This is a genomic window from Microvirga calopogonii, from assembly GCF_003347665.1.
Classification (GTDB): Bacteria; Pseudomonadota; Alphaproteobacteria; order Rhizobiales; family Beijerinckiaceae; genus Microvirga; species Microvirga calopogonii.
Genome location: NZ_QDGA01000085.1, coordinates 1 through 21,764, shown reverse-complemented (window position 1 = coordinate 21,764; position 21,764 = coordinate 1). Strand labels below are relative to the sequence as shown.

The following is a 21,764-nucleotide window of genomic DNA, read 5'->3' as shown; positions in this document are numbered from 1 at the left end:
TCTCAGAGTCTGACTCAGAAAGACGGGTTTGATTTCAGGGTCTTGCGAGCCTTCTGGTCAGCATCCGGATATGGGCGATAAAGGTCCAGGCGACGGCACTCTCGATAGAGGCTTCGAAGTCCTTGGCCAGACGACGGCAGCGTCCAAGCCAGGCGAATGTTCGCTCCACAACCCACCGGCACTTGAGCACCTGAAAGCCTTTGGCCGCATCCGAGCGTTTGATGATCTCGATCGTCCAGCGTCCGAGAGTGGCGATCGCGTCGCGCAACTTGTCGCCCGCATAGCCGCCATCGGCAAAGACATGGCGCAGCCAGGGATACAGCGCCCGGATGGAGGTCAGCACCTCCACCGCACCATCCCGGTCCTGGATGTCGGCGGTCTGGACCCTCAGCCCGACCAGATGGCCTTGCGTGTCGGTGATGATGTGGCGCTTGCGGCCCTTGATCGTCTTGCCGGCATCAAAGCCGCGCGGTCCGCCAGCTTCCGTGGTCTTGACCGACTGGCTGTCAATCACGCCGGCCGAGGGGCTCACCTCACGGCCGTCCTTCTCGCGCGAGGCCGCCACGAGAGCATGGTTGATCCGCTCGAAGGTGCCGTCCCGTGACCAGGCATAGAAGTAGCCCTGCACGGTCGAATACGGCGGAAACTCCTTGGGCAACTGGCGCCACTGGCAACCGGTCGAGGCCAGATACAGGATGGCCTCAACCACGGCCCGCAGGCAGGTGATGCGGGGACGCCCGATCTGCCGGGCGGCGGGCATGAAGGGTTCGATCAGCGCCCATTCGGCATCGGTGAGGTTGCTTGCATAACGCAGCCCGTCTCGCCGATACTGCCGGCGAGTGGCCTCGGTCCATACCATCGTGATCTCCCTCGAATCTTCGCAAATCCGACGGAATCACAGGGGCTTGAGGCCACTCAACCTTTTTCAGTCAGCCTCTCAGGCTCTTGATCGAAGTGATCCAACGTAGGTGTGGGTCATGCCAATCGTCCACTGATCAGGCATTTAGATCTGCCTGCTATGGCGCAGCTTATCGATGTGGTCTCCTGTCCTTTGCGAAGGTATGTTCTTGCTGAGGCAAGGGCGAGTTTCCACTGAGGAGGGATCTCCATGTCAGGGCACGCGATCCACATCAAGGTCGATGGACGAACCTATTCCGGGACCTACAACGTCGACCGGAAGATCCTGACCGTCACGACAAGCTACGGCAGGAAGTCTGCTGAGATTGCCCCCAAGGTTGGGCACGAGACCCTTGCCCACCAGCTTCTGCAGGAGCTGGTACAACAGGAGAAGTCACGCAAGGGCTCAACGCTCTGATGGAGGGCATCGGGCAGCCGAGTCGATCGGTCGGACTCCATGCCTTGCCGTCGTGTGTTTGTGTCACAATGACGTCCAAGCATACTCCCCACTTCTACGTCGTCCGAGTGCCAGGGGCTGTTGGTTAAGAGTGCGCCTTGATACAAGACGCCGATTGCCGAGAGGTGGTCAGTTGCGCCAGCTTTGCGGCGTGGCTGGCAGCTCGCCCGTGACGTCGACGTGGGCAACGTCGCTTGCCGACCGCAGTGCTTTCTCAGAGAACCTGAGATCAAGAAGGCGGCCATCGTCCGTGAGAAGCTGAACGCCCCTACGGCCGAACACGTCCTTGAGAATGGCAGCAGCGAGCTGGATCTCGCCGCAACACGTAACTCCGAGCGGCTTCGTGACAAAGCCATCGAAATCATAGAAGGCTTGTGCGATGTGCTCTCCGTTGCACCGCAGTGCGCCATACCCTGAGATCCTGCCGAGATAACGCATAACAGCCTCCCGTGGGCTAAAGGAGTTGAGACTGCGCTTGTCCATCAGCCTCCAAGGCGGCTGTGAGTTCTGCCGGGTTGACATGGAAAACCTGAGTCGGGCTGCCCGAGGTCGAGATCGCCGGGACGTACAGCATCGTGGCTGTGCGTTGGAAGGCCAGGAATGAAAGGCCGAGGATCTCTTCCTCATCAGTTACAAGCCGGTAGGTTCCTGCTGGCTGCGGTCGGTCGAGAGAGGTCAACGTGAACGGGTGGCTGAAAGTGACTGTCGACTCAGTGGTTCGGATCGTCATGATGTGCACCTCATCTCTTTTTCTTAGGGAGACCGATCGGGGACAGCATTCCTTTCGTCATCACGGTTGGCGTCGCCTCGGCCACCGGCAGCTTCTTCGCTTTGGGCTTTCAGATCTCCCAATTACTGCGCTTTTGTCCTTTGGCCATCATGGTTCCTGTAAACCGGATCGATTGCTGTGGTGAGCGGGAAGACCCTATCCCGTGCCGTTATGTTTGTGCTCGCGTCGGCGCCTCACGTCGTGCCCCGAGCGGGGAGGACAGTTCAATGCAAGTTAATCGAGGACGCCAGCAACTTCTTGCCTGGCAGATCTCAAGAGCGCAACGACCTCAGCTGGAGACTGTTTGACATGAAGGGAGCGAGCGCTGTCGCTTTCGTTAACCATGGTGATCAGCCAAGCATGCCCATCCTCGCCCGTGGCGCTGAACCAGAGCACGTTGTCGGTATTCACAAAGACGTTGCTGCCATTGGTGTCTGTCAAGTTGATCCAGGCCATGTGATTTCTCCAAACAGTGGATCGGGCCAGTACGATCACGTTGCAGAGGCAACCGGTCAAACCCGACCTCTGAGCCCCGGAAGCCCCCTAGATCGGCGTGGTATAAGGCTGGTCTCCGGAATGCCACTCACGCCGAAACTGGCAGACCTTGCCTTGGCTGAAGACGCGGGTGTCCTGTCCAGTCTCCTCAGCCGTGGTTATGGCACTGCGAACGGCACCTTCTCGTGACGGATACTCGCCGCAATGCTTGCCCCCGATCCTGGTCCGCCAGGCTCCGTGATGATGAACGACGTAGACTTCGCTCGTCATGGCACACTCCTTTGGAGCACAGGTTGGTCCGCTTGCACTCAGGGGCATTGCAGCCCCATTCACTTCAGTGAGGGACGTTAGAACTGCTTGCCTGCCATCCAGCCTTGGACATCGGCTTTCGCGGTCTCGTAGGGCAGGCTGTAGCGAACCTTCACCAGGGTGATCAGCTGCTCCTCATTCTTGATCTGCGACAGGTCCAAAGGGGTGAGGCAGCTCCACTGACGCTTTGCATCGCTGCGATGCCCGATCTTGCGGGTCACCGTCTCCTGGCATTCGCCACCTTGATAGCCAAACATCGTAGCCTCCATCGTTGGGGCTGGTCTCATTCTTGCAGCGACCGGCTCAACACTGCTTGTCCAGGGCCCAGAACTCGACATCTCTGGCGGCTTGCTCGTGGGAGAGGCCGTAGCTCTCTTCAACCTTTTCGATGAGTTCCGACGTGGTTCGGATCCCCACCATCTCGACCATCGTGAACCGATCCCACCTGGCCTGCATCATCGGCAGCGCGTGAAGCGTCAGTCCCGGACCGTCGCGGGCTTGATAATGCTGAAGATCAAACATGAAGCGGCTGTTCAAACACATTGGGAACCTCCGCAATCGCTCGCCGATATCAACCTTGGCCAACTGCAAAGGTCGCAAAGCCATAAGTCTATCTCAATTCTATATGGGGGAGATGGGCTCTTTTACATCGTGCCATATAAATAAAATTCAAATAAATCCGATTTAAGTATCTAAATTTTACGCGAGGGACTATGGTGTAATTCATCGGGTTCTATAAGAACTAAGACTATTAACTTATCTGGCGCGCTAGATTCCAGGTGAGGAACAGAAAGATGTTCGGTCAAGCCGCCATCTCGGTTCCGCTTGTGGTGCGCGACTGGCCCCGGTGACAGATCAACAGGACCACCGGCTTCGCCCGAGTACAGGAAAGGATCCTGTCATGAGAACGCATCGCTACGCTGTCGGTCAGCACGTCAGCTACGCCGAGGACGCTTCGCCTGCTGGGGTCTGGCTCGGTGGTTACGAGATTGTCGCCTTGCTGCCCGCCGGCAACCGAGAGCCCCAGTATCAGATCCGGAGCGATGATCAGACCTATGACCAGGTTGTCTGGGAGTCCCAGTTGCACGAGGAGTCCGGCAGGCGGACGATGCGCTTGAACGAGCTTGTTATGCGAGCAACGACGATCCTGGCATCGTCGCCCCGGCGTGCTCGCCGTCCGAAAAGGCCAAGCCAGCATGAGGATCTCACAAGGTGGGATGATGAGGGTGGTGCGCCCCGATCAGGCCACCGCTTCAGTGAGCCACCTCCATTGCCATCCAGGGCGGAAACAGCTCTCTACTATTTCAACATCCGGACGGAGAGCAACCTCATGGAAGACCCCGAAGGAAACAGGTACCCTGACCTTCAGGCCGCGCGGGATGTTGCAGTCGCCTTGGCCCACAACATGCGTACGGAAGGCGATCAGAAGGGCGAGGACCGGCGACGCTGGCACGTCGAAGTCACCAACCGGGCCAATCAACCGGTACTGACGGTCGCATTCGCGGACGTCCTCGGTCCTACGGCCGTCGGCTAGCGGCGACAAAGCGATTGCCGCAGCACGGCCCTGGGGTCGGCAAGGAAGCCAACCATGAGCAAGAGTCCTCTCACCGCCACGCAGAAACTGGTGAACTCGGTCTGGAAAGCCGTGAGGATGCTGGACGATCGTCATGAACCACCCCCGAAGGTCAAGCTCGATGGCCGGCGCGGTTATAGCGCCGGCGACATTCCCACGCCGCATCAAACTCCCGACCGCGAATGATCCAAAGCCCGCGCCGCCACGAGACGCGATGCGCCTAAGTCTGGCTGTCACGCTGGTATTGGCTCAGGGGTAAAGGGCGAGCGTTCCACCAGGAGAACTCGGGCAGTCACGCCGAGGCCTCGCAAGCCATCCAGGACCTTCCGCAACTGCTCGGATGCTTGCGCCCTGCGCGTGTCCTCCACGGTTCGGAACTCCAGCATGGTGATCGTGTTCGGGCTGGCCCCGGGGACTGTCGTATTCGCCAGAATGTGGCTGGTCGCCCCGCCAAAGATGAACTGCCGCAGCCGGCTCTGGGTGTAGGCTCCGTTGACCAGCAGATCGCAGTTAAGAGACGCCGCCAACAGGATCGCCTCGCCACATGTCCGTGCGGGTTCGGGACCGTTCGCGCCTCCACCGGCAACCCTTTCCGTGCGAGAGTATGGCTGAGATCCCGGGTTGAGGGGCCGGACACATCCGAGCCGTCAAAGTCGATCACCATGATCCGCTGCGCCTCGGCCAAGAGCGGCATCGCCAAGACCACCGTGCTTCTGTTCCAGGCAATCACCACCGTCCTACCAAGAGTGGCAGGCGGGACCTGAGGCACGAGCAGAACCGGCCGGTCGCTGTCGAACAGCGCGGCTTCGACCGATGGCAGGCGCGGGTGGTTGGGCTGATCACTGGGTCGCCTGAGAACGATGATGTCGAAGGCTCGTCCATAGCTGCCGACGCAGTCTTCATCCTCCAAATCAGTCCTGTACCAGCCAAATGACAGACCTGTGGACTCTGCGTCGAACCGCGGAACACCCTAGGCTGTCATGAATGTCTCGAACAGCCGCCGGGAAGCTGTGGCCCCCTTGCGGCGACGCTCTGGATCGCGAAACGACAGGTCATCAATGGCGACGTCAGCGACGATGTCCGGCGGCATGTCGGGGGTGATCGCCGTGCCCTCCAGATAGCCGTCACAGACGCAGCGCGATCTCAAGCACAGGATGGATCAGAACATCCTCTTCCACAGGAATGAGGATTGACGTCATGGCTCATCCTCACGGCAGGCTATGGCCGCCTTGAAGCGCGGCCGAACGCTACTCCTCTTGCGGAGATCTGCCTCTGGCCAAGCCGAGGTCCCGCATATCAGATCTTCCCATGCAAAGGGCACCGGACACATGGTTCAGGAACACCGAAAGGCCTTGGCGCGTGCATAGGGTCTGCTGTCCGATAGGATCACCTCTCAGTTACTCCCGCCGCGGAGCCTGAGGGCATCGCCCAGCATCTGAACAACTTGCTCCTCGTTAGCCTCGTGTAATACAAACGGAATGTTTTGCCTCACAAGTGCGTTGATGAGCGGTCCATGCCCATCCCGAAGCGGCAGGCTCACCAGCATGGCGTCTATCTGACGTTCGTCGAGCAGTGCGAGCGCCTCGCTGCCAGTTGCTGCGATGGCCACAGCAACGCCTCCAGCTTCGTCGATCAACAGATCAAGTTCAGCAGCCACGAAGATGTCATCTGAAACGATCAGCACCTGCATACCGTCCAGCGCTACCTGCTCAACCTCATCGATTTCAAGCAGCATGTTGACGGCTCCGACGAGAGCGCCGGAAGCATCACGCAGTGGTGTCGGATGAGGGATGAACGGGACACGCGTACCATCCAGCCGTTCGGCAACAGCCTGGGTTCCCCGGACGGCTCGGTCTTCCTTGAGCGCAATCGCCATGGGGCACTCGTCGTGCGGCAGGGGCGTCCCATCTGGCCAATACAAGCGCCACGTCACGCACCATCGATCGGTGCCCAGCTGGGCCTGGCGGCCTGAAAACCTTACGGCTGCTTCATTGTAGAAGGTGATCCGGCCCGCAGCGTCTGTGGTGTAGACAGGGGCGGGGAACGCATCGAGTAACTCCCGGAATGTTTGCTCGCACGCGCTTGGTTCAACCCCGTCACACTGGATCCCGCTAACTGGGCGAGCCTCGCCGTTGGCGAGGGCTTTGTTGTACTCTGTTACCAGCCGCTCGAAGTCAGAGCCAATGATCTCGGCTCGCGGTTGTTCGGCCATCGTAGGCACCCGTTCCGGTAAGCAGGTCAGATCGATGGAGAAAGCAATACTTACATGGTACGCGTAGGGCTCTGAAGCAAGGATCGGCGGTCTCCAGGAGAGCCCGAACACTGCCTCAAGACATCCTTCCGAGTGGACTCATGCGGCATTGTCATATCTGGACGCTCCCTGTCGGCAAGGATTTTGTTGAACGTGAGTGCAAGTGGCCGGGTGCAGTCATAGCTACGGCCTGCAAGTGCGGCTCATACGGCGTTTCTTACGTGCTTAGGAGCTGCGATGCAGAATTGATCCGGTGAACCTCCATCAACACCATCACGGTTCCCACCAGTTGGCGATGTTCGTCCCGCACCTCGACCGTGACCTTATGGGTGGCGTTTCTCGGCAGCCGCTCCCGCCCGATCTTCGCCGCTGCCTCAGCCGCCGCGCGTTCGGCGGCATCCAGGCTGTCGAACTCAAGGCCCTCGTCATCAGGCGTGAAGCTGCCGTCGTCCCGCATGTCGAAGTAGAAGCGTGGCATCGCGATCCCCTCTGAAAGAACGCCGACCAACTCAGGAAGGGGCGATTTGCTCGTCGTTCCATAAATGATGGAGTCGTCTAACCGTCGGCTATTTTGCAAGTAGTTTTTCAAAAACTCACCGGCCCGACACTGGAATCGGGGTCGAGGAGGGACTAAGGAGAGCTCAGTCCAGGCGGATCATAGGCGCGCCGGCCACGCGTCCGTCTTTTCCAGTTGGCCAACGAGTTGATTGCGCACGATCCAGACATGTTTCTCGACCTCGGCAAGAACCTGCTCGTGCGATGGTCTGAAGCTTGGACCTTGCGCGATGTCGGCGGACAGGGCCTCCATGGCCTCCTGAGGCGTTCGGCCCTTGAGGTCGTTGGGCGGATAGCGGGGTCGACCTTGTAGGTCCTCCCGTAGACTTTCACGAAGAATGGATCCGTATAAACCGGGATGATGCTAAGGAAAGCCAGCAACCAGACGGACAGCCCAAGTGCCCTGGCGGTAAAGCCAGCCTTCGCCGCCTCCCGCTCAGAAGAAAATCGACTGGCTCATTCTACACCTCGGGGGGAGAAACGGATCTTTGTCTATCGCGCTCCGTCCTGACGCGGCCTCTAGCCTTTTGGCATAGCAATGCGAGGATGTCCTCACATGCACGGCCACCATACGAAGACCATGTATGAGAGTTAGAGTTGCCGATCCTTGAAGGCCTGGAGGTCGCCATGTACGTCGTTATCCGCAAGTTCAAGCGCATGAGATCGGTTGCTGAGGCTGCCCGTCGCGCGGAGAGCGGCCTTGGCCAGATGCTCAAGCAAACGCCAGGCTTCCAGGGCTACTGCGTCTTCGATGCAGGCGATGGAATGGGTGGATCGATCAGTTTGTTTGAAAGCCGGGAGGCTGCCGTCGCAGCCAACGAAAAGGCATTGGCGTGGATCCGGGCGAGCCTAACGGATGTCATCGATGGTGAACCTGAGATCACCATGGGTGAGGTTCTGGCCACCGTGACACCCTGAACAGCGTTATTTCAGCTCTCCCGCCAGCATCTCCAACGGAATTAACAGCGAGCTTAAGTATTTGGGATTTAGGCCCACTCGCGGCTATGTTGCAGGGCGTACGCTCATTGTAGAGCCCTGGTGCCCCGAGGACTTGACCTAGCCATCCACCCGGACCCGGACGTGAAGGCAAATGTCCGCACTAGGGCTCGTTCTCTGGAGAGAGCCATGCCGATACAGGGCATGCAGAGTGTATGGCATGAAGGAGTGAAGACAGTGCTGAATGCCCCTCTCCGGCGCTCCCCGTATTGGTGAGGAGCCCGGCGGGACAGTACAGCCATGCCTATTCGGAGACACGCTGCCAGCTCTCAGTGTCAGGCATCTGTGGTCAGACTAAGCCTATAACCTGAAGAAGGCAGTGCGCCCAGAAGGGGCGTGGTAGTGTCCCGCACCGATGTAGCTGAGGAATTGAATGCGCTGGCGCGAACGCGCCCCGACGAAGGAAATCGCTCGAGATCCTCAGCGGCGGCGAGTGCTTCCCGTCAGAGGAGCGCATCTGCGGGCGGCATCTCGACGAAGTCCTTTATAGGTGCTGCGGCAGCTACGGAGGGAATTCTCTGAACAGTTGAGCTTGCTCGTCGATGCTTTTCAACTCCGCGGATGTCGCTCGAAGATGTTTTCTACGGCGGTAAGCGGAGCTTAGAAATGGGATGGCAAATCCGATGGCGACAAAGGCTGACAACAAGATCCAATGTGCTTCAACATCGATGGAGTAAAATGATCCGAGCGCAATCGAAGCAAGCCCTACTATGGTGGCGCCAACAACGCCCGATGCTAACGCCGTATTGATGGGCGTAGGCGCGTACTCTTCAGCGCGTTTTGAGGCGAGATCATGCCTCTCCGCTTTGGTCATTGATAGGCCTCCATCGTGATCGAGCATAGGGCCGATTTGATGACTCACTTTACGCCTTATGACGTTGGACTGCGCTCCATGGCCCCGGTAGAATAGCCGCAGAACCTTCCACTAGCCGCCACTTGAGGCAGCTTCTGCACATCTGTCGGAGGGCGTGTTCTCCCCAGTGGGGCAGCCTAACCGAACAGCATCGCGGCGTTCTCCGGGAATTGCGTGTTTGGCCTGCTGATGAGCGCCTCATCGGCTACCACCTCCATTTTGCAGCACGATCAGGGGTGCTGCCTTGGTAAGCATCACCTGCCGCTGATTCCAGAACTGCCAGCATTGCCTAGCGCCGCCACGCGGTCCCGACATGAAGCTGAAGACCACGGCTCATGTAGGCGAACTCGGCTTCAGTCAGCCATGGTCGCAGACATTGCAAACCGGTTCGTTGCGGAGGGGAGGGCTCCAAGGACATCGGACGGATAAACTCAGCCCCACAGACAACACAGCGGCACCGCATTGGTTGACCATCGTCTGATGGGGCAGCCATGCGCCAGCCTGTGAACAGCTCAGCCTTAGCACCCGAGTACCGATGAATATCCTCGGCGACGTCGCAGATTTCATGGCCGTTTTCGCAGGTGACGGTCTCGCCTTTGCACGCAATCATGGGTTTGTTTCCCGTTGAAACAACAAGACTATCACAACCCGTGGGGCAGGCGCGTGTAATCGTCATGAGCGAGAGCCATAATCAGGCCAACCGAGAGTGACGAGAAGGATAATCGCGGATAAGCGCATGGAGGCCTTCCCTGAATTGAAGTCTGCAGCCAACATTGCCCAGGATAGTGGCGGATTGAGGAGCACTGCCGATGCCGTGTAACTGGACATCTTCAGTCTGGCGCGAGGGCAGGGCGTCTGCACCCTCTGCTGGCGAGAGCTGCCGTGACAAACAACGGAGGAAACGTGAAGCGATCCAGGCATCAGGTAGCTGTAGTGAGACTTTCCGCTAGGGAGCTGGCTTGGGCTCACCATATATAAGCTTGGAGCCGCTCAATGCGCTCCTCAAGGAGCGCCTATGCGGATCATGATAGCGACAGCCGTGCTTGCTCTGTTCATGGCGCCTCATTCTATCTCAGCCAAGGACAGAGCTGCACCGGAGGCAGGAAATCCAAAGGCGGTTGCGTCGAGGTCGTATACGGCCGAGGAATCGGCCGCGATGGGAAGAGCTGCCCGGACCAAGGCCGAGGCGCAGGAACGGATCTGGGATCGCAAGATGAAGATTCTCACGAGAGGCATCTGCACAGGCTGCTGAGGCACGCGTGAAGTGTCTGGAGAGTCCTCGGCTCCGGACGGTAGGCACGTCGTTGCAGATAATGATAGCGGTTGGCCGGCCGTCGGTGGAGAGGACGAGTTATCGTCCATCGATCGCCTCATGCTTGGGGCGGATATCAAAAACCGGTTCGCTGCCCTAGATTGTGATCATGAGCAAAGATCCTAAGAAGCCAAGCCAGCGTCAGGATCTCAAACGGTGGGATGATAAGGGCGGTGCGCCCCGATCTCACCGTTCGCGAAAGCCGCATCCTCCATCCAAGGGAGAGCCGGCTCTCTACTACTTCAACGTCCGGACCGAGGGCGGTGTGATCGAGGATCCCGAAGGGGAGGTGTATTCTGACATTCAGGCTATGCGAGTTGCTGCCACCGCTAAGGTTCGCGACATGATCGCAGAACGGGATCAAAAGGGCGAGGATCGGCGAAGCTGGCAGATCGAGATCATGGACAGAGCCAATCAGCCCGTCCTGACTATGATGTTCTCGGAAGCGCTGGATCCCAGGCCGAGTGGTTAGGCTGAGCGGATCAACCGCCTCAGGGTGGTTGAGGCGAAGACAGTGAGGCCGGTATGCACAAAGGGTTTCTCGAAGCCGCTCAGGATGTTGTCAACGCCATCAGGAAAGCAGTGAGGCGCCTGGCAGGGCAACCCGCTCCGGCATCGAAGGTTACGCTTGACGGCCGGCGGGGCTATGGAGACGGGCAAATCCCGTCCCCCTGGCAAGAAGGTGGACGAGCACTAATCCTGAGCGACGCCTTCCTCTAAGGGACGAACACGAGAAACAGGAACGTCGCAAAGATCACGAGATGGACGAAGCCGTAGAGAATGTTGGTCCGCCCGGTACCGAAGGTGAGAAGGCTCGCGACAGCCGTGAGCATGAGCAGCACGGTGTCCTCGCCATCAAGCCCCAACACGAGGTCCTTCTGGAGCGTGAGGTTGACCGCCACAACCGTGGGAATCGTCAGGCTGATGGTGGCCAGTGACGAGCCGAGAGCCAGATTGAGGCTCTTCTGCAGCTGATTTGCCTGTGCCGCCCGAACCGCCGCGACGCTCTCCGGCAGCAGAACCAGCAGAGCCACAACGACCCCTATGACAGCTTCAGGAGCGCCGACGAGTGTCGTACCCGCCTGCACGACAGCAGCGAACATCTTCGAGAGCAGGATGACGGCGCTGAGCGAGAGGACGAGCAGAGCCGCGCTCACCAGAACTGAGCGGTTTCGAGGCATCTCCGAGCTCGCATCCAGACCCTCTGTGTCGAGCACAAGGAAGTAATCCCTGTCGCGCACAGTCTGGATGTAGAGGAACACGCCATAGAGAGCCAGGGTGATCAGGGTCACGAAGATGAGTTGGCTGGGCGAATAGAACGGCCCGAGGCGTGCCTGCGTGTAGTTCGGCAGAACGAGGGTGAGGGTTGCGAGCACGATCAGAACGACGAGGTAGGCACTTGCGCCCGTCACCCGAAAGCCTTGTTCGCGATACCGCAGCCCGCCGAGCAGGATGCATAGGCCGACAAGTCCATTGCTAACGATCATGATCACCGAAAACACTGTGTCACGAGCAAGCACCGGGCTGCTGTCGCTGCTCAGCATGACGGAGGCGATGAGTGCAACCTCGATCACGGTGACGGCAATGGTGAGGACCAGGGTGCCGTAGGGCTCTCCCGTGCGGCGCGCGATGACCTCGGCATGGTGGACCGCCGCGAACACGGTGCCGATCAGGAGAGGGATCAGTGCGGCGGCAAAAAGCATCCCAATCGGCGAGGAGATGGTGTCACGGCTCAAGCCGTAAATGGAGGCGAGCGCAAAGAACAGCAGCGCGGCCGCAGGGAGCACCCAGACTGAATGGAGCCTCAACCTGCTGAGCTTGAACATACCTTTGTTCCCCGGTTTTGAAACTGTCTGAGATTTGAAGATTTCGATACGAACAACAGGTGAGATGAGGACACGGCTCCATTGCAAGTAAGGGCTTCGACGGGAGTTGCTGCCTCTCGCCAGGTAAACAGAGCACCATGATCAATCCGACCAGGACGTTCCGCGTTATCACCACACTTTCCCGGCCAAGGCGGAACCGATGACGCAGGACCAGACCCTCGCCTTTACTATCTTGGCTGGAATGATGGGCCTGTTAGTCTGGGGACGCCTGCGATACGATCTCGTCGCCGTCCTGGCCCTCCTGGCCACTGTGTTCGCCGGCATCGTGCCACACAAGGAAGCCTTCTCCGGCTTCGGGGACGACATCGTCATCATCGTCGCGAGCGCGCTGGTCGTCAGTGCGGCGGTCGAGCGCTCCGGCGTGCTGGAGGCGGCCCTCCATCGCGTCTCGCCATACATCACGTCCGTGCAGGGCCAGATCGTGGTCCTTGTGACAGTGGTCACGGTCCTGTCCGCCTTCGTCAAGAACATCGGCGCACTGGCCATGATGATACCGGTCGCCTTCCAGTTGGCGCGTCGCTCCCATGCCTCACCCTCGTGCTTTCTCATGCCGATGGCCTTCGGCTCGCTGCTCGGTGGCCTGATCACCCTCGTCGGCACCTCCCCTAACATCATCGTCTCCCGTGTGCGCGAGGAATTGACGGGACAGCCTTTCAGCATGTTCGACTTCACTCCGGTGGGCCTTGGCCTCGCGGCAGCCGGCGTGGCGTTCCTGGCCTTTGGCTACCGGCTTCTGCCCGGTGGTCGCAAAGCTGCTGCAAGCATGGACGAGGCCATCGATCTCACCGACTACATGACAGAGGCACGGGTGACTGCGACCTCGCCGGTCATCGGGCACACCGTCGGTGATCTGTCCAGGCTGTGTGACAACGAGGTTCTGGTGACGGGAATCGTCCGAAACCAAACCGAGCACATGATGCCCCTGCCGGATGCCGTCCTTCGCGAGGGCGACATTGTCCTCCTGGAGGGTGACCCTGAGGCGCTCGAACGAGGTGTCGCCCGCGCCTATCTGGAACTTGAGGGCGCGAGGCGTCCGACCGAAGGCCAGGACGCGGACGAGGAGACAGGTGGGATCGAGGCCGTCATCGGGCCGACCTCAATGCTGATCGGACAGAGTGCCAGGCGCCTGGCGTTGCACGAGCGCTTCAACATCAATCTGCTGGCGGTCAGCCGCAGCGGCGTGCGATTCACCGAGCGCCTGCGCGACATCACCTTGCAGACCGGCGACGTCCTGGTGCTGAAGGGCGATCTCACGCGGCTTCCGGACAAGCTCAAGGAACTCGGTTGCCTGCCGCTGGCCGAACGGGAGATCCGGCTGGGCAACGTGCGGCAGGGCCTCGTCCCCGTGGTGATCCTGGGCTGCGCCATGGTGCTCACGGCTGTCGGAGTGCTGCCCGTCGCGACCGCCTTCTTCACCGCCGCCGTCCTGATCGTCCTGCTCGGGGCGCTCTCGCTGCGCGAGGCTTACGAAGCTGTCGACTGGCCCATTCTGGTGATGCTGGGGGCTCTCATTCCGGTCAGTGAATCGATCCGCACGACGGGAGGCGCCGATCTCCTGGCCGGATGGCTGTCGCAGCTGGCCAGCACGCTCCCATCCTACGGCGCCCTGGCGCTGATCATGGTGGCTGCCATGGCCGTGACGCCGTTCCTGAACAATGCAGCGACGGTGCTGGTGATGGCTCCCATCGCGGCAACCTTTGCTGGGCGGCTTGGCTATAACCCCGACGCCTTTCTCATGGCGGTCGCGGTTGGTGCAGCCTGCGATTTTCTCACGCCGATCGGGCACCAATGCAACACGCTGGTGATGGGGCCGGGCGGATACCGATTCGGCGATTATTGGAAGCTGGGGCTGCCGCTGTCGGTCATCGTCGTGCTGTTGGGCGTGCCGCTCATCCTGCTCATGTGGCCGCTCTCCTAGCCTGGGGACCGTTCCCTGCAAAGTTTATAATGGTGTTACGTCTGCTTTCGGGCGCTTCCGTTGGATAGAATTATCGGTTTCAATCAGCTTTCGCTTCTCATCCGGCATGGGCCCTACAAGCATTATGAGCGGCGCTTTCCCTCAATCCGGCAGTCCGGCGAGATACTGGTCTGTCAGGTAGAACACATCCTGAATCGGCATGGTCGGGGTAACGATTTCTTCGATGAAGCCATGCCGCAAAGCATCCTCGGCGAAGTAGATGGTCGTGCGGTTGGCCGCGGCCTCCACATCCTCCACCGAGAGAGGCACCTCAGCCTTCGGGGCCGTCTCGGCGGCAATCACGCGATGGGTTTTCTGGTCCACCGCAAGCAGCTCCAGCTCAGATTTCTTCAGGTCGGAGTAGCTGTACCAGTCAGGCAGGGAGGCTTTCGAGAACTTCGTCTGATGCACCATGAAGCTGGAGGCCGGAAGACCAAAGCGCTTCTGAAAGCCAAGGAAGAACAGCACGCCCGCCGAGTCGACGCTCGACATGTTGTAGATGGTGGTGCGCTCGGGTCTGGCCCTGAAGAAATTGTAGAGTTCCATTCCAGAGCCCGGATTTCCGCCACCCGTCACGAGGTAGACCACGAATTCGTCGATGCCACCTTTGGCGGCACTGATTGAGAAGACATAGCTTGTGAGGGCATCACACATCTTCTTGCTGATGATGGCGCTGCAATAGATGTGCTGAACGATGGGCATTGCGGTCTCCTGATCAGATCTCACACCAAGGACCACGCTCCCGACCAGGATGCCTGCCCTTTGACATAGACGCGAAGCAGCGGGCTGGGTTCAGCCAAAGATCAGCATGGGGGTCTTGAACCTGCTAGCATCACCATCCATTTACCATCCATCTAGATGGTAAATGGATGGTAGATATGGCCAGCAATGTACACGAACTTCGACCCAAGGCCGCAGACAGCGAGAAGATCACGATCAACCTCGGCTATGTCGACCTCGGCCATATCGATCTTCTCGTCCAGGAGGGCTTCTACTCCAACCGCACCGACTTCATCCGCACGGCCATCCGCAACCAGCTCGATCGGCACAACGACGCCGTCAAGAAATCGGTCGACCGCCACCAACTCGATCTGGGCCTCCGCCACTATAGCCGCCAGGACCTGGAGGCTGTGCAAGCGGCCGGCGAAGTGCTGCACATCCAGGTTCTTGGTCTTGCCAGCATCGCTGGTGACGTCACGCCCGAACTGGCGCGGCAGACGATCGCCTCCCTTCACGTCCTCGGCGCCTTGCACGCCAGTCCGGCCGTGAAAGAGGCACTCAAGGACCGCATGCGCTGACCAGCGGGTAGCACCCGCCTCACCGTCTTTCGAGCCTGCCCAACCCTTCCCGACAGGAAGGGGCAGGTCCCGCTTTGCCCGGCTCTACCTCACTCGACAACAGGACCGTACCCATGAACGCACAACCGAACATCGACATGCTCGAGGCTACCCGCCTGACCCGTGAGGGTCGACTCGCAGAAGCCATGGCCCTCCTTCAGGGAAGGCTTGCGGGTGCCCATCCAGCAACGACCCCAAGCAGCACTGGAGGCGATGACGGCAAACCTGCAGCAGCGCATTTCTCGCGCATCATCGATATGGTGCCGCCATCCTCTGGGGGAGGGGCGTGGACCCCGCCGAAATCCGACTTCCCACACCGTGCCTCTCATCCACTTGGTGGTCTCGCTGGAGCGTCGGGTCAGCGTCAGGTGCCAGAAGCGTTACGGGACTTCCTCGACCGCATGGGCCAACCCGGCTCCGGGGTCGGCCTGGATGGATTGGTTCGACCGGGTTCAACCCATGCTGTGGTCCCGCTGCCGGAGGGCGCCCGCTTTGAAGAGCGGATGTTCGCTAATGAGGCGGGAAGCCGTGCCTACAAGCTTTACATCCCGAGCGGCTACACGGGTCAGCCTGTGCCGCTCGTGGTGATGCTGCACGGCTGCACGCAATCGCCGGACGATTTTGCCGCCGGCACGCGGATGAACGAGTTGGCTGAGGAGCAGACGTTTCTGGTGGCCTATCCAGCACAGGCCCAGTCCGCCAATGTCTCCAAGTGCTGGAACTGGTTCAACGCGACCGATCAGCAGCGGGATCGCGGCGAGCCCGCGCTGATCGCCGGCATCACGCGTCAGATCGTGCGTGATCTCTCGGTCGAGCCCGGACGCATCTATGTTGCCGGGCTGTCAGCCGGCGGGGCAGCAGCCGCTATCATGGGTTCGGCTTATCCAGACCTCTATGCGGCCGTGGGCGTCCACTCGGGCTTGGCATGCGGGGCCGCTCGTGACATGCCGTCGGCGTTTGCCGCCATGCGGCAGGGCGGGGCGCCTCAGCACAGCGAGGCCAAGGATCCCGTGCCGACCATTGTGTTCCATGGCGATCGCGACACGACCGTGAACCCCATCAATGGCGACCAGGTCATTGCTCAGTCGCGGGCGGGTTCCGATCTCCGCACAGAGGTCAGCCGCGGGCAGGCTCCAGGCGGGATCAGCTATACCCGCATGGTTGGGTGCGATGACAGCGGCCATCCGATGCACGAGCATTGGGTTCTGCACGGGGCAGGGCATGCCTGGTCCGGCGGAAGTTCGAGTGGGTCCTACACCGAACCCAAGGGACCGGATGCCAGCCGCGAGATGATGCGCTTCTTCCTTGAACACTCGAAGCCAAGAGCCGCATCTCCGGTGTAGGCAAAAGAGCCACCTGACCACGTCAAGGACTGCCGGGCTCCGAATTGAGATCTCCCATATGGGCAGATCTGGATCGCGTTCATCAAGACTGGTTCGTTTCACTCTACGAGCCACGGTGTTCCAAAGTGCACCGTGGCCGACCTCCATTCCCCAGATAGACGGCAAGCAGTCTGCCATTCGACTGCGATCCGGCAGGGAAAGAAGCCCCATGTACTGACGAACTTCGGCTTCGATGCGGACCTTATCTCTGGGATCGGCTTCGGTGTCCGATGCTGCGGCCCGCTTCGTTACAGTTTTGGCCGAAACGGATTTATAGCCTCACTGAGCCACTTTCCGCGTCAGGTAGGGAATCATAAGACGCCCCGAAACTGGACCTGGCCTGAGGGCTATAATCAGGTCGCTGTTCTGCCAGCCGAATTTTCATTCATCACAGCGACCTTATTTTGTCTGAAACTTAGTTGCAAAGAGGCTGTGCGTCAGAAGCGACACACAAGAATGACCGACAGCAAGCGCAAATCGACATCATGCCGAAGCGATCAGAATGCTCGCTATCTATACAGGTCATGCAGCCGAGAGTGCTCAGAACACGCAGTCTCGGCCCAAAGGACAGGAGCCCCGGTGACGGGACCTTTCCAGGTGCTACTGGCAGACGGTGGTCCTGACCCGGTGGCAACCCTAGGCGGGTAAGCTGTGCCGTTGTATGAGCATCGACCGAACGGCAACCTCTGGCACGTCTCGGACCTTGACCGAGCGTCTGCTCTCGCAAGGACCGGCGGATAGTCCGGCCGAGCAGTGGATCATCAGTATCTGTAAACTCAAAGCGCCCGCTTGTGTCGGGCGCTTTTTGACGTGAAGCCTCTGCTACTTGCATGACGTAGCCTATCGGGATCATGCGCCCCACGCAGAAAGCTGCCCGTCCTGGAACAATTGCTCTCCGGGTGCCGCCACACGGTCGAGCTCTTGTCTGATGACGCGCATCGTTATGGGGCCAAGCCCTTCGAAGCGCTCAAGTTGACCAGCGACGGCTCTGAGGTGATCGATGGTCTGGATGTTCTCCCGATGAAACACGTCCCAGGCGAGCTGAGGCAAATAAAGGCCATCAATGGGCCCCTCGCAGGCTTGATAATGACGAGGCATCTGCCGCTCCTGTGCCTTACAGGCGGGAGCGCACGGATCTCTCAGTCGCCGGCGCCCGGATCATCCATGCCGGCGATAGGTGACTATACGCCCCGATAAAAGAGACAGCCAGCACAGTTCCCTAAAGCGGCGGTTTACGACACGCAGTCGTTGATGACGACAAGGATCAGGGAGACTGAGCGTCAAGCAGTGCGATACGACCAAGCTCAACCCTGATCGCCAGGGCCGTCTTTGCCCCGACGCCGGGAAGCCGCTCCAGTCGGTCTGCAATGGCAGATAGCTGAGCGAGGGTCGTAATGTTTTCTCGATCCAGCATGTTCCAGGCGTTGAGCGGCAGGCGCAGACCTCGAATGGGTCCCTCGCAGTCGTCAAAAAGCCCCTTATGCATCTGCTTTTCTTTCCGGCTTGGTGACTGGCTCATGGGAGAGTGGGAGCGGTCAAGAACAGCACGGTCATGCGCGGCAACCCGTGCGGCCTGTGCTTCCTTGATCAGGATCACAGGGCTGGTCGGGCCTTCAGGCAGGCGACGAGACATAGCCGAACTCCGCAGCATAGGTGGGAGTACACAGCTCCCTCAGTCGCTGACGCCCGTCGAGGACAAGCCAGCGATCAATCATAGATGCGCCTCTCTGGAGCGCAGTACCAGGGATATTTATGTAAAAATCGGAATTAAATTTCTCTCGGATCGTTTTTGCTGAAATGCCGCGCAGTTTATCGATATGATTAATCGACAGAACAGATTTCTTGTGCGCAGTTAATCTTTATCGAATCTGTTTTTATTTGCCCCTACAGATCCGTAAACTTGAAGCGACGTCTCCGGACAGGCGCTTTTTCTTTGTCTATAGGGGCCTGCAATTCTGACGGGCTATTCGGTTGCCGCCAGACGGGCAAGTTCTTGCCGGATAATCCGAGCCATGGTCAACCCGATCCCAGGAAGCCGTTCGAGCCGATCTGCAACAGCCGTGAGCTGATCGATGGTCGTGATGCCTTCCTTGTGCAGACTGTTCCATGCGGCAAGTGGCAGGCGAAGGCCTCGGATGGGACCTTCCCAGCGCTCCTTATAGTGGTTCGGCATGGGCTCGACCTCCTGCTCTTCGCGCGCGCCAGGAAGCACACAGATCCATTAGTCGCCGACGCTTGGATCATCCCTGCCAGTGAAGCAACCGCTTGGGGTTCATTCTGTTCAGATCCGCCCTCAGATATGATTCAACTCAATAGGCGACCTCCGCGAAATATGAATGAGCCAAAAATCCGGGAGGTCGTTCATGGCACTCCTCGGATCAAGGAACTTGGTCCGCTTCAGCACGTGGAAGCTGTCATTCGTCGAAGGGGTGAAATGTCAAATTCGGTCCTGTTCCTGATCTGAAGCTGCTCGGCGCCAATGAAGCAGATACACCTCGCGAACTCAAACAATCACCAGCTTCGACGCTTATCTCAGAATATGGCATGGTTCCTCTCCAAAGGGATACAACGCAAGCCCTTCAATTCCGGTGATTTAGGGCCGAGCGATGCTCTGGGGTTGTCGGGCATGGGATGTCGATCGGTTGTTTTTCCGGCGTCGAACAAAGCTTAGCCGCGAATAATCCCCATAACTTATCTAAGTTCTTGCTTTGTTCTGGCATCTGGAATTCATATGAGCTAGGGTCAATACGCAGAAATTACAGAAGAAGAACCAAGATGAGCATGGACAAGAATAAGGCTATCGAAACAGCGGTGGCCCAGATCGAGCGTGCCTTTGGCAAGGGCTCGATCATGCGCCTTGGCGGCAGTCAGGTCGTCGAGGTGGAGACGATTTCGACCGGCTCCCTCGGGCTCGATATTGCTCTGGGTGTAGGGGGCCTTCCGAGAGGTCGCGTCGTCGAGGTGTATGGGCCAGAGTCGTCAGGCAAAACAACGCTGGCGCTCCAGACCGTCGCCGAGGCCCAGAGGACGGGTGGCGTTTGCGGGTTTATCGATGCGGAGCATGCGCTCGATCCAGCCTATGCGCGAAAGCTGGGCGTCAACCTCGATGACCTTCTGATCTCTCAACCGGACAATGGCGAACAGGCGCTTGAAATTGCCGATACCTTGATCCGTTCGGGTTCTGTCGATGTGCTGGTCATCGACTCGGTGGCGGCGCTCACCCCGAAAGCCGAGATTGAGGGCGAGATGGGCGAGAGCCGCCCCGGTCTTCAGGCCCGTCTGATGAGTCAGGCGTTGCGCAAGCTTACCGGTTCGATCAGCCGCACAAAAACAATGGTGATCTTCATCAACCAGATCCGCATGAAGATCGGCGTCATGTACGGAAGCCCTGAGACCACGACGGGCGGCAACGCCCTGAAGTTCTACGCTTCTGTCCGCCTCGACATCCGCCGCGTCTCGACGCTCAAGGATCGCGACGAGCCGATCGGCAACCAGGTGCGGGTGAAGGTCGTGAAGAACAAGGTGGCTCCGCCCTTCAAGCAGGTCGAGTTCGACATCATGTTCGGCGAGGGCATCTCCAAGATGGGCGAACTCATCGATCTTGGGGTCAAGGCCAACGTCGTCGAGAAGTCCGGCGCCTGGTTCTCGTACGACAGCCAGCGCCTGGGACAAGGTCGTGAGAACGCCAAGACCTTCCTCAAGGACAATCCCAAGATTGCTTCTGAAATTGAGGCGAGGATCCGTCAGAGCGCGGGTCTGCTGATGGATGCGCTGCAGGCCAACGATGCAGCCGATGCTCCGGCGGATGATGCGGCATAAGTCCGAGCTAGGAATGCCGGCCCGGATCAGCCGACGTCCCGCACAGCACACAGTGTGAGCCCAGAGGATCAGAAATCTGATCCCGTCACTTCCTCGGTGGTCACGCGAAACTCCACCAGGGTGCTGGGACCAAACGTGAGGGTCAGCGGCACGTCGGCAGCATCGCGACCGCGAGCGATCAGAATTCTGCCGATCCGCGGATCGTTGTTGCGCGGATCGAACGTATGCCACGTCCCACCCAGAAAGACCTCGATCCAAGCGGCAAAGTCCTGAGGTGCATGAGGCGGCGGAAGGCCGATGTCGCTGATGTATCCGGTACAGTAGCGAGCGGGAATGTTGAGGCACCGGCAGAACGTGAGCGCCAGATGAGCATAATCACGGCACACGCCCCGCCTTTCGCCATAGGCTTCAGCCGCTGTCCGCGTCGCACGTGAGTGCTCGTAGCCGAAGGTGATATGATCGTGCACGTAGTCGCAGATGGCTTGAACGCGCGTCCAGCCGGGTGGGGTTGTTCCAAATAGGCTCCAGGCGACGTCGGAGAGCCGGTCCGTTTCGCAGTACCGACTTCCCAGCAGGAAGAGCAGGGTTTCTGCGGGAAGGTTCTGGATTTGGACCTGCTCAGCCTTGGGAACTGTCGTGTCCCACCGGCCCGTATCGCGGACTACAGTTTCGGTTTTGAGGGAGAGCCTTCCAGGCGGTGCAACGAGGCGGTTGCACCAGTTCCCGAAGCTGTCCCGGTACCCCTCCACAGGCACTGATGGGGTCGTGGTCAGGTAATCGGGCCGCTCCAGGTCAGACACTCTCGACGAGTGCACATTGAGGATCGCGAACATGGGCGTGGCTTGCCCGAACTCGTAGGTCATCTCACAGCCGACGCGGATCCGCATGGTTTTTCCCTCAAGGGTTGAGCAAAGGC

The 21,764-nt window shown here is 59.4% G+C and carries 27 protein-coding genes and 1 pseudogene; 9 read left to right on the top strand and 19 right to left on the bottom strand.

Annotated features, from left to right (window positions below; all coding sequences use genetic code 11):
- Positions 1-34: 34 nt before the first annotated feature.
- Positions 35-859, bottom strand: coding sequence for an IS5 family transposase (locus DDF70_RS29155; protein WP_114948207.1), 825 nt, complete (start codon positions 857-859; stop codon positions 35-37).
- Between the two features lie 249 nt (positions 860-1,108).
- Between DDF70_RS29155 and DDF70_RS29150 the strand changes: the two genes are divergently transcribed.
- On the top strand, positions 1,109-1,315 hold the full coding sequence (locus DDF70_RS29150; protein WP_114948206.1) for a hypothetical protein: 207 nt from the start codon (positions 1,109-1,111) through the stop codon (positions 1,313-1,315).
- 168 nt (positions 1,316-1,483) lie between these two features.
- Here the strand turns inward: DDF70_RS29150 and DDF70_RS29145 are convergent, their stop codons facing one another.
- The 6 genes from DDF70_RS29145 to DDF70_RS29120 form a co-directional block, all read right to left on the bottom strand.
- Entirely contained in the window at positions 1,484-1,792 is a 309-nt protein-coding gene (locus DDF70_RS29145) for a hypothetical protein (RefSeq protein WP_114948205.1), read from the bottom strand.
- Between the two features lie 16 nt (positions 1,793-1,808).
- Positions 1,809-2,084, bottom strand: coding sequence for a hypothetical protein (locus tag DDF70_RS29140; RefSeq protein ID WP_114948204.1), 276 nt, complete (start codon positions 2,082-2,084; stop codon positions 1,809-1,811).
- Between the two features lie 273 nt (positions 2,085-2,357).
- Complete coding sequence (locus tag DDF70_RS29135; protein ID WP_114948203.1) at positions 2,358-2,579, bottom strand: hypothetical protein; 222 nt, start codon at positions 2,577-2,579, stop codon at positions 2,358-2,360.
- 87 nt (positions 2,580-2,666) lie between these two features.
- Positions 2,667-2,888, bottom strand: coding sequence for a hypothetical protein (locus DDF70_RS29130; protein ID WP_114948202.1), 222 nt, complete (start codon positions 2,886-2,888; stop codon positions 2,667-2,669).
- 77 nt (positions 2,889-2,965) lie between these two features.
- Positions 2,966-3,184 carry a hypothetical protein gene (locus DDF70_RS29125; RefSeq protein ID WP_114948201.1) on the bottom strand — a complete coding sequence of 73 codons (219 nt, stop codon included), beginning with the start codon at positions 3,182-3,184 and terminating at the stop codon, positions 2,966-2,968.
- 46 nt (positions 3,185-3,230) lie between these two features.
- The gene (locus DDF70_RS29120; RefSeq protein ID WP_114948200.1) at positions 3,231-3,533 is read right to left on the bottom strand and encodes a hypothetical protein; all 303 of its coding nucleotides are present in this window, start codon (positions 3,531-3,533) and stop codon (positions 3,231-3,233) included.
- Positions 3,534-3,828: 295 nt separating this feature from the next.
- Here DDF70_RS29120 and DDF70_RS29115 point away from each other — a divergent pair, with 295 nt between their 5' ends.
- A complete protein-coding gene (locus DDF70_RS29115; protein WP_114948199.1) occupies positions 3,829-4,461 on the top strand; it encodes a DUF6894 family protein in 633 nt (210 codons plus the stop codon).
- 54 nt (positions 4,462-4,515) lie between these two features.
- Positions 4,516-4,686, top strand: a complete 171-nt coding sequence (locus tag DDF70_RS37060) for a hypothetical protein (protein WP_162820762.1) — start codon at positions 4,516-4,518, stop codon at positions 4,684-4,686.
- Between the two features lie 47 nt (positions 4,687-4,733).
- Here DDF70_RS37060 and DDF70_RS29110 read toward each other — a convergent pair whose 3' ends face one another.
- The 5 genes and pseudogenes from DDF70_RS29110 to DDF70_RS37050 all read right to left on the bottom strand — a co-directional run bounded on the left by DDF70_RS29110 (position 4,734) and on the right by DDF70_RS37050 (position 7,559).
- Complete coding sequence (locus DDF70_RS29110) at positions 4,734-5,027, bottom strand: universal stress protein (protein ID WP_114948198.1); 294 nt, start codon at positions 5,025-5,027, stop codon at positions 4,734-4,736.
- 443 nt (positions 5,028-5,470) lie between these two features.
- Complete coding sequence (locus tag DDF70_RS37055) at positions 5,471-5,647, bottom strand: hypothetical protein (protein ID WP_162820761.1); 177 nt, start codon at positions 5,645-5,647, stop codon at positions 5,471-5,473.
- Positions 5,648-6,219: 572 nt separating this feature from the next.
- Positions 6,220-6,574, bottom strand: a pseudogene (locus DDF70_RS38375) (PAS domain-containing protein); the annotation flags it as partial.
- A gap of 394 nt (positions 6,575-6,968) precedes the next feature.
- On the bottom strand, positions 6,969-7,229 hold the full coding sequence (locus DDF70_RS29100; RefSeq protein WP_162820760.1) for a DUF6894 family protein: 261 nt from the start codon (positions 7,227-7,229) through the stop codon (positions 6,969-6,971).
- A 177-nt stretch (positions 7,230-7,406) separates the two neighbouring features.
- On the bottom strand, positions 7,407-7,559 hold the full coding sequence (locus DDF70_RS37050) for a hypothetical protein (protein ID WP_162820759.1): 153 nt from the start codon (positions 7,557-7,559) through the stop codon (positions 7,407-7,409).
- 374 nt (positions 7,560-7,933) lie between these two features.
- Between DDF70_RS37050 and DDF70_RS29095 the strand changes: the two genes are divergently transcribed.
- Positions 7,934-8,224, top strand: coding sequence for a hypothetical protein (locus tag DDF70_RS29095; RefSeq protein WP_114948208.1), 291 nt, complete (start codon positions 7,934-7,936; stop codon positions 8,222-8,224).
- A gap of 580 nt (positions 8,225-8,804) precedes the next feature.
- On the opposite strand, the gene DDF70_RS29090 is transcribed toward DDF70_RS29095, so the two are convergent.
- Positions 8,805-9,116: a hypothetical protein gene (locus tag DDF70_RS29090; protein ID WP_114948196.1), complete on the bottom strand. Its 312-nt coding sequence runs from the start codon at positions 9,114-9,116 to the stop codon at positions 8,805-8,807.
- A 1,460-nt stretch (positions 9,117-10,576) separates the two neighbouring features.
- On the opposite strand from DDF70_RS29090, the gene DDF70_RS29080 reads away from it, so the two are divergent.
- Entirely contained in the window at positions 10,577-10,939 is a 363-nt protein-coding gene (locus DDF70_RS29080) for a DUF6894 family protein (protein WP_114948194.1), read from the top strand.
- A gap of 244 nt (positions 10,940-11,183) precedes the next feature.
- Here DDF70_RS29080 and DDF70_RS29070 read toward each other — a convergent pair whose 3' ends face one another.
- Positions 11,184-12,293: a calcium:cation antiporter gene (locus DDF70_RS29070; RefSeq protein WP_114948192.1), complete on the bottom strand. Its 1,110-nt coding sequence runs from the start codon at positions 12,291-12,293 to the stop codon at positions 11,184-11,186.
- A gap of 199 nt (positions 12,294-12,492) precedes the next feature.
- Between DDF70_RS29070 and DDF70_RS29065 the strand changes: the two genes are divergently transcribed.
- Positions 12,493-14,271, top strand: a complete 1,779-nt coding sequence (locus DDF70_RS29065; protein ID WP_114948191.1) for an SLC13 family permease — start codon at positions 12,493-12,495, stop codon at positions 14,269-14,271.
- Positions 14,272-14,412: 141 nt separating this feature from the next.
- On the opposite strand, the gene DDF70_RS29060 is transcribed toward DDF70_RS29065, so the two are convergent.
- On the bottom strand, positions 14,413-15,012 hold the full coding sequence (locus tag DDF70_RS29060) for an ATP-dependent Clp protease proteolytic subunit (RefSeq protein ID WP_114948190.1): 600 nt from the start codon (positions 15,010-15,012) through the stop codon (positions 14,413-14,415).
- A gap of 176 nt (positions 15,013-15,188) precedes the next feature.
- On the opposite strand from DDF70_RS29060, the gene DDF70_RS29055 reads away from it, so the two are divergent.
- Both DDF70_RS29055 and DDF70_RS29050 read left to right on the top strand, forming a co-directional pair.
- A complete protein-coding gene (locus DDF70_RS29055; protein WP_114948189.1) occupies positions 15,189-15,608 on the top strand; it encodes a CopG family transcriptional regulator in 420 nt (139 codons plus the stop codon).
- Between the two features lie 113 nt (positions 15,609-15,721).
- Positions 15,722-16,990: an extracellular catalytic domain type 1 short-chain-length polyhydroxyalkanoate depolymerase gene (locus tag DDF70_RS29050; RefSeq protein WP_114948188.1), complete on the top strand. Its 1,269-nt coding sequence runs from the start codon at positions 15,722-15,724 to the stop codon at positions 16,988-16,990.
- A gap of 888 nt (positions 16,991-17,878) precedes the next feature.
- Here DDF70_RS29050 and DDF70_RS29045 read toward each other — a convergent pair.
- From DDF70_RS29045 to DDF70_RS29035, 3 genes are all read right to left on the bottom strand, one after another.
- The gene (locus tag DDF70_RS29045) at positions 17,879-18,127 is read right to left on the bottom strand and encodes a hypothetical protein (RefSeq protein ID WP_114948187.1); all 249 of its coding nucleotides are present in this window, start codon (positions 18,125-18,127) and stop codon (positions 17,879-17,881) included.
- A 166-nt stretch (positions 18,128-18,293) separates the two neighbouring features.
- Positions 18,294-18,662: a helix-hairpin-helix domain-containing protein gene (locus DDF70_RS29040; RefSeq protein WP_162820758.1), complete on the bottom strand. Its 369-nt coding sequence runs from the start codon at positions 18,660-18,662 to the stop codon at positions 18,294-18,296.
- Positions 18,663-18,992: 330 nt separating this feature from the next.
- Positions 18,993-19,202 carry a hypothetical protein gene (locus DDF70_RS29035; protein WP_162820757.1) on the bottom strand — a complete coding sequence of 70 codons (210 nt, stop codon included), beginning with the start codon at positions 19,200-19,202 and terminating at the stop codon, positions 18,993-18,995.
- 608 nt (positions 19,203-19,810) lie between these two features.
- Between DDF70_RS29035 and recA the strand changes: the two genes are divergently transcribed.
- Entirely contained in the window at positions 19,811-20,848 is a 1,038-nt protein-coding gene (gene recA / locus DDF70_RS29030; protein ID WP_162820662.1) for a recombinase RecA, read from the top strand.
- A gap of 68 nt (positions 20,849-20,916) precedes the next feature.
- Here recA and DDF70_RS29025 read toward each other — a convergent pair whose 3' ends face one another.
- A complete protein-coding gene (locus DDF70_RS29025; RefSeq protein ID WP_114947600.1) occupies positions 20,917-21,735 on the bottom strand; it encodes a transglutaminase-like domain-containing protein in 819 nt (272 codons plus the stop codon).
- Between the last annotated feature and the right edge of the window lie 29 nt (positions 21,736-21,764).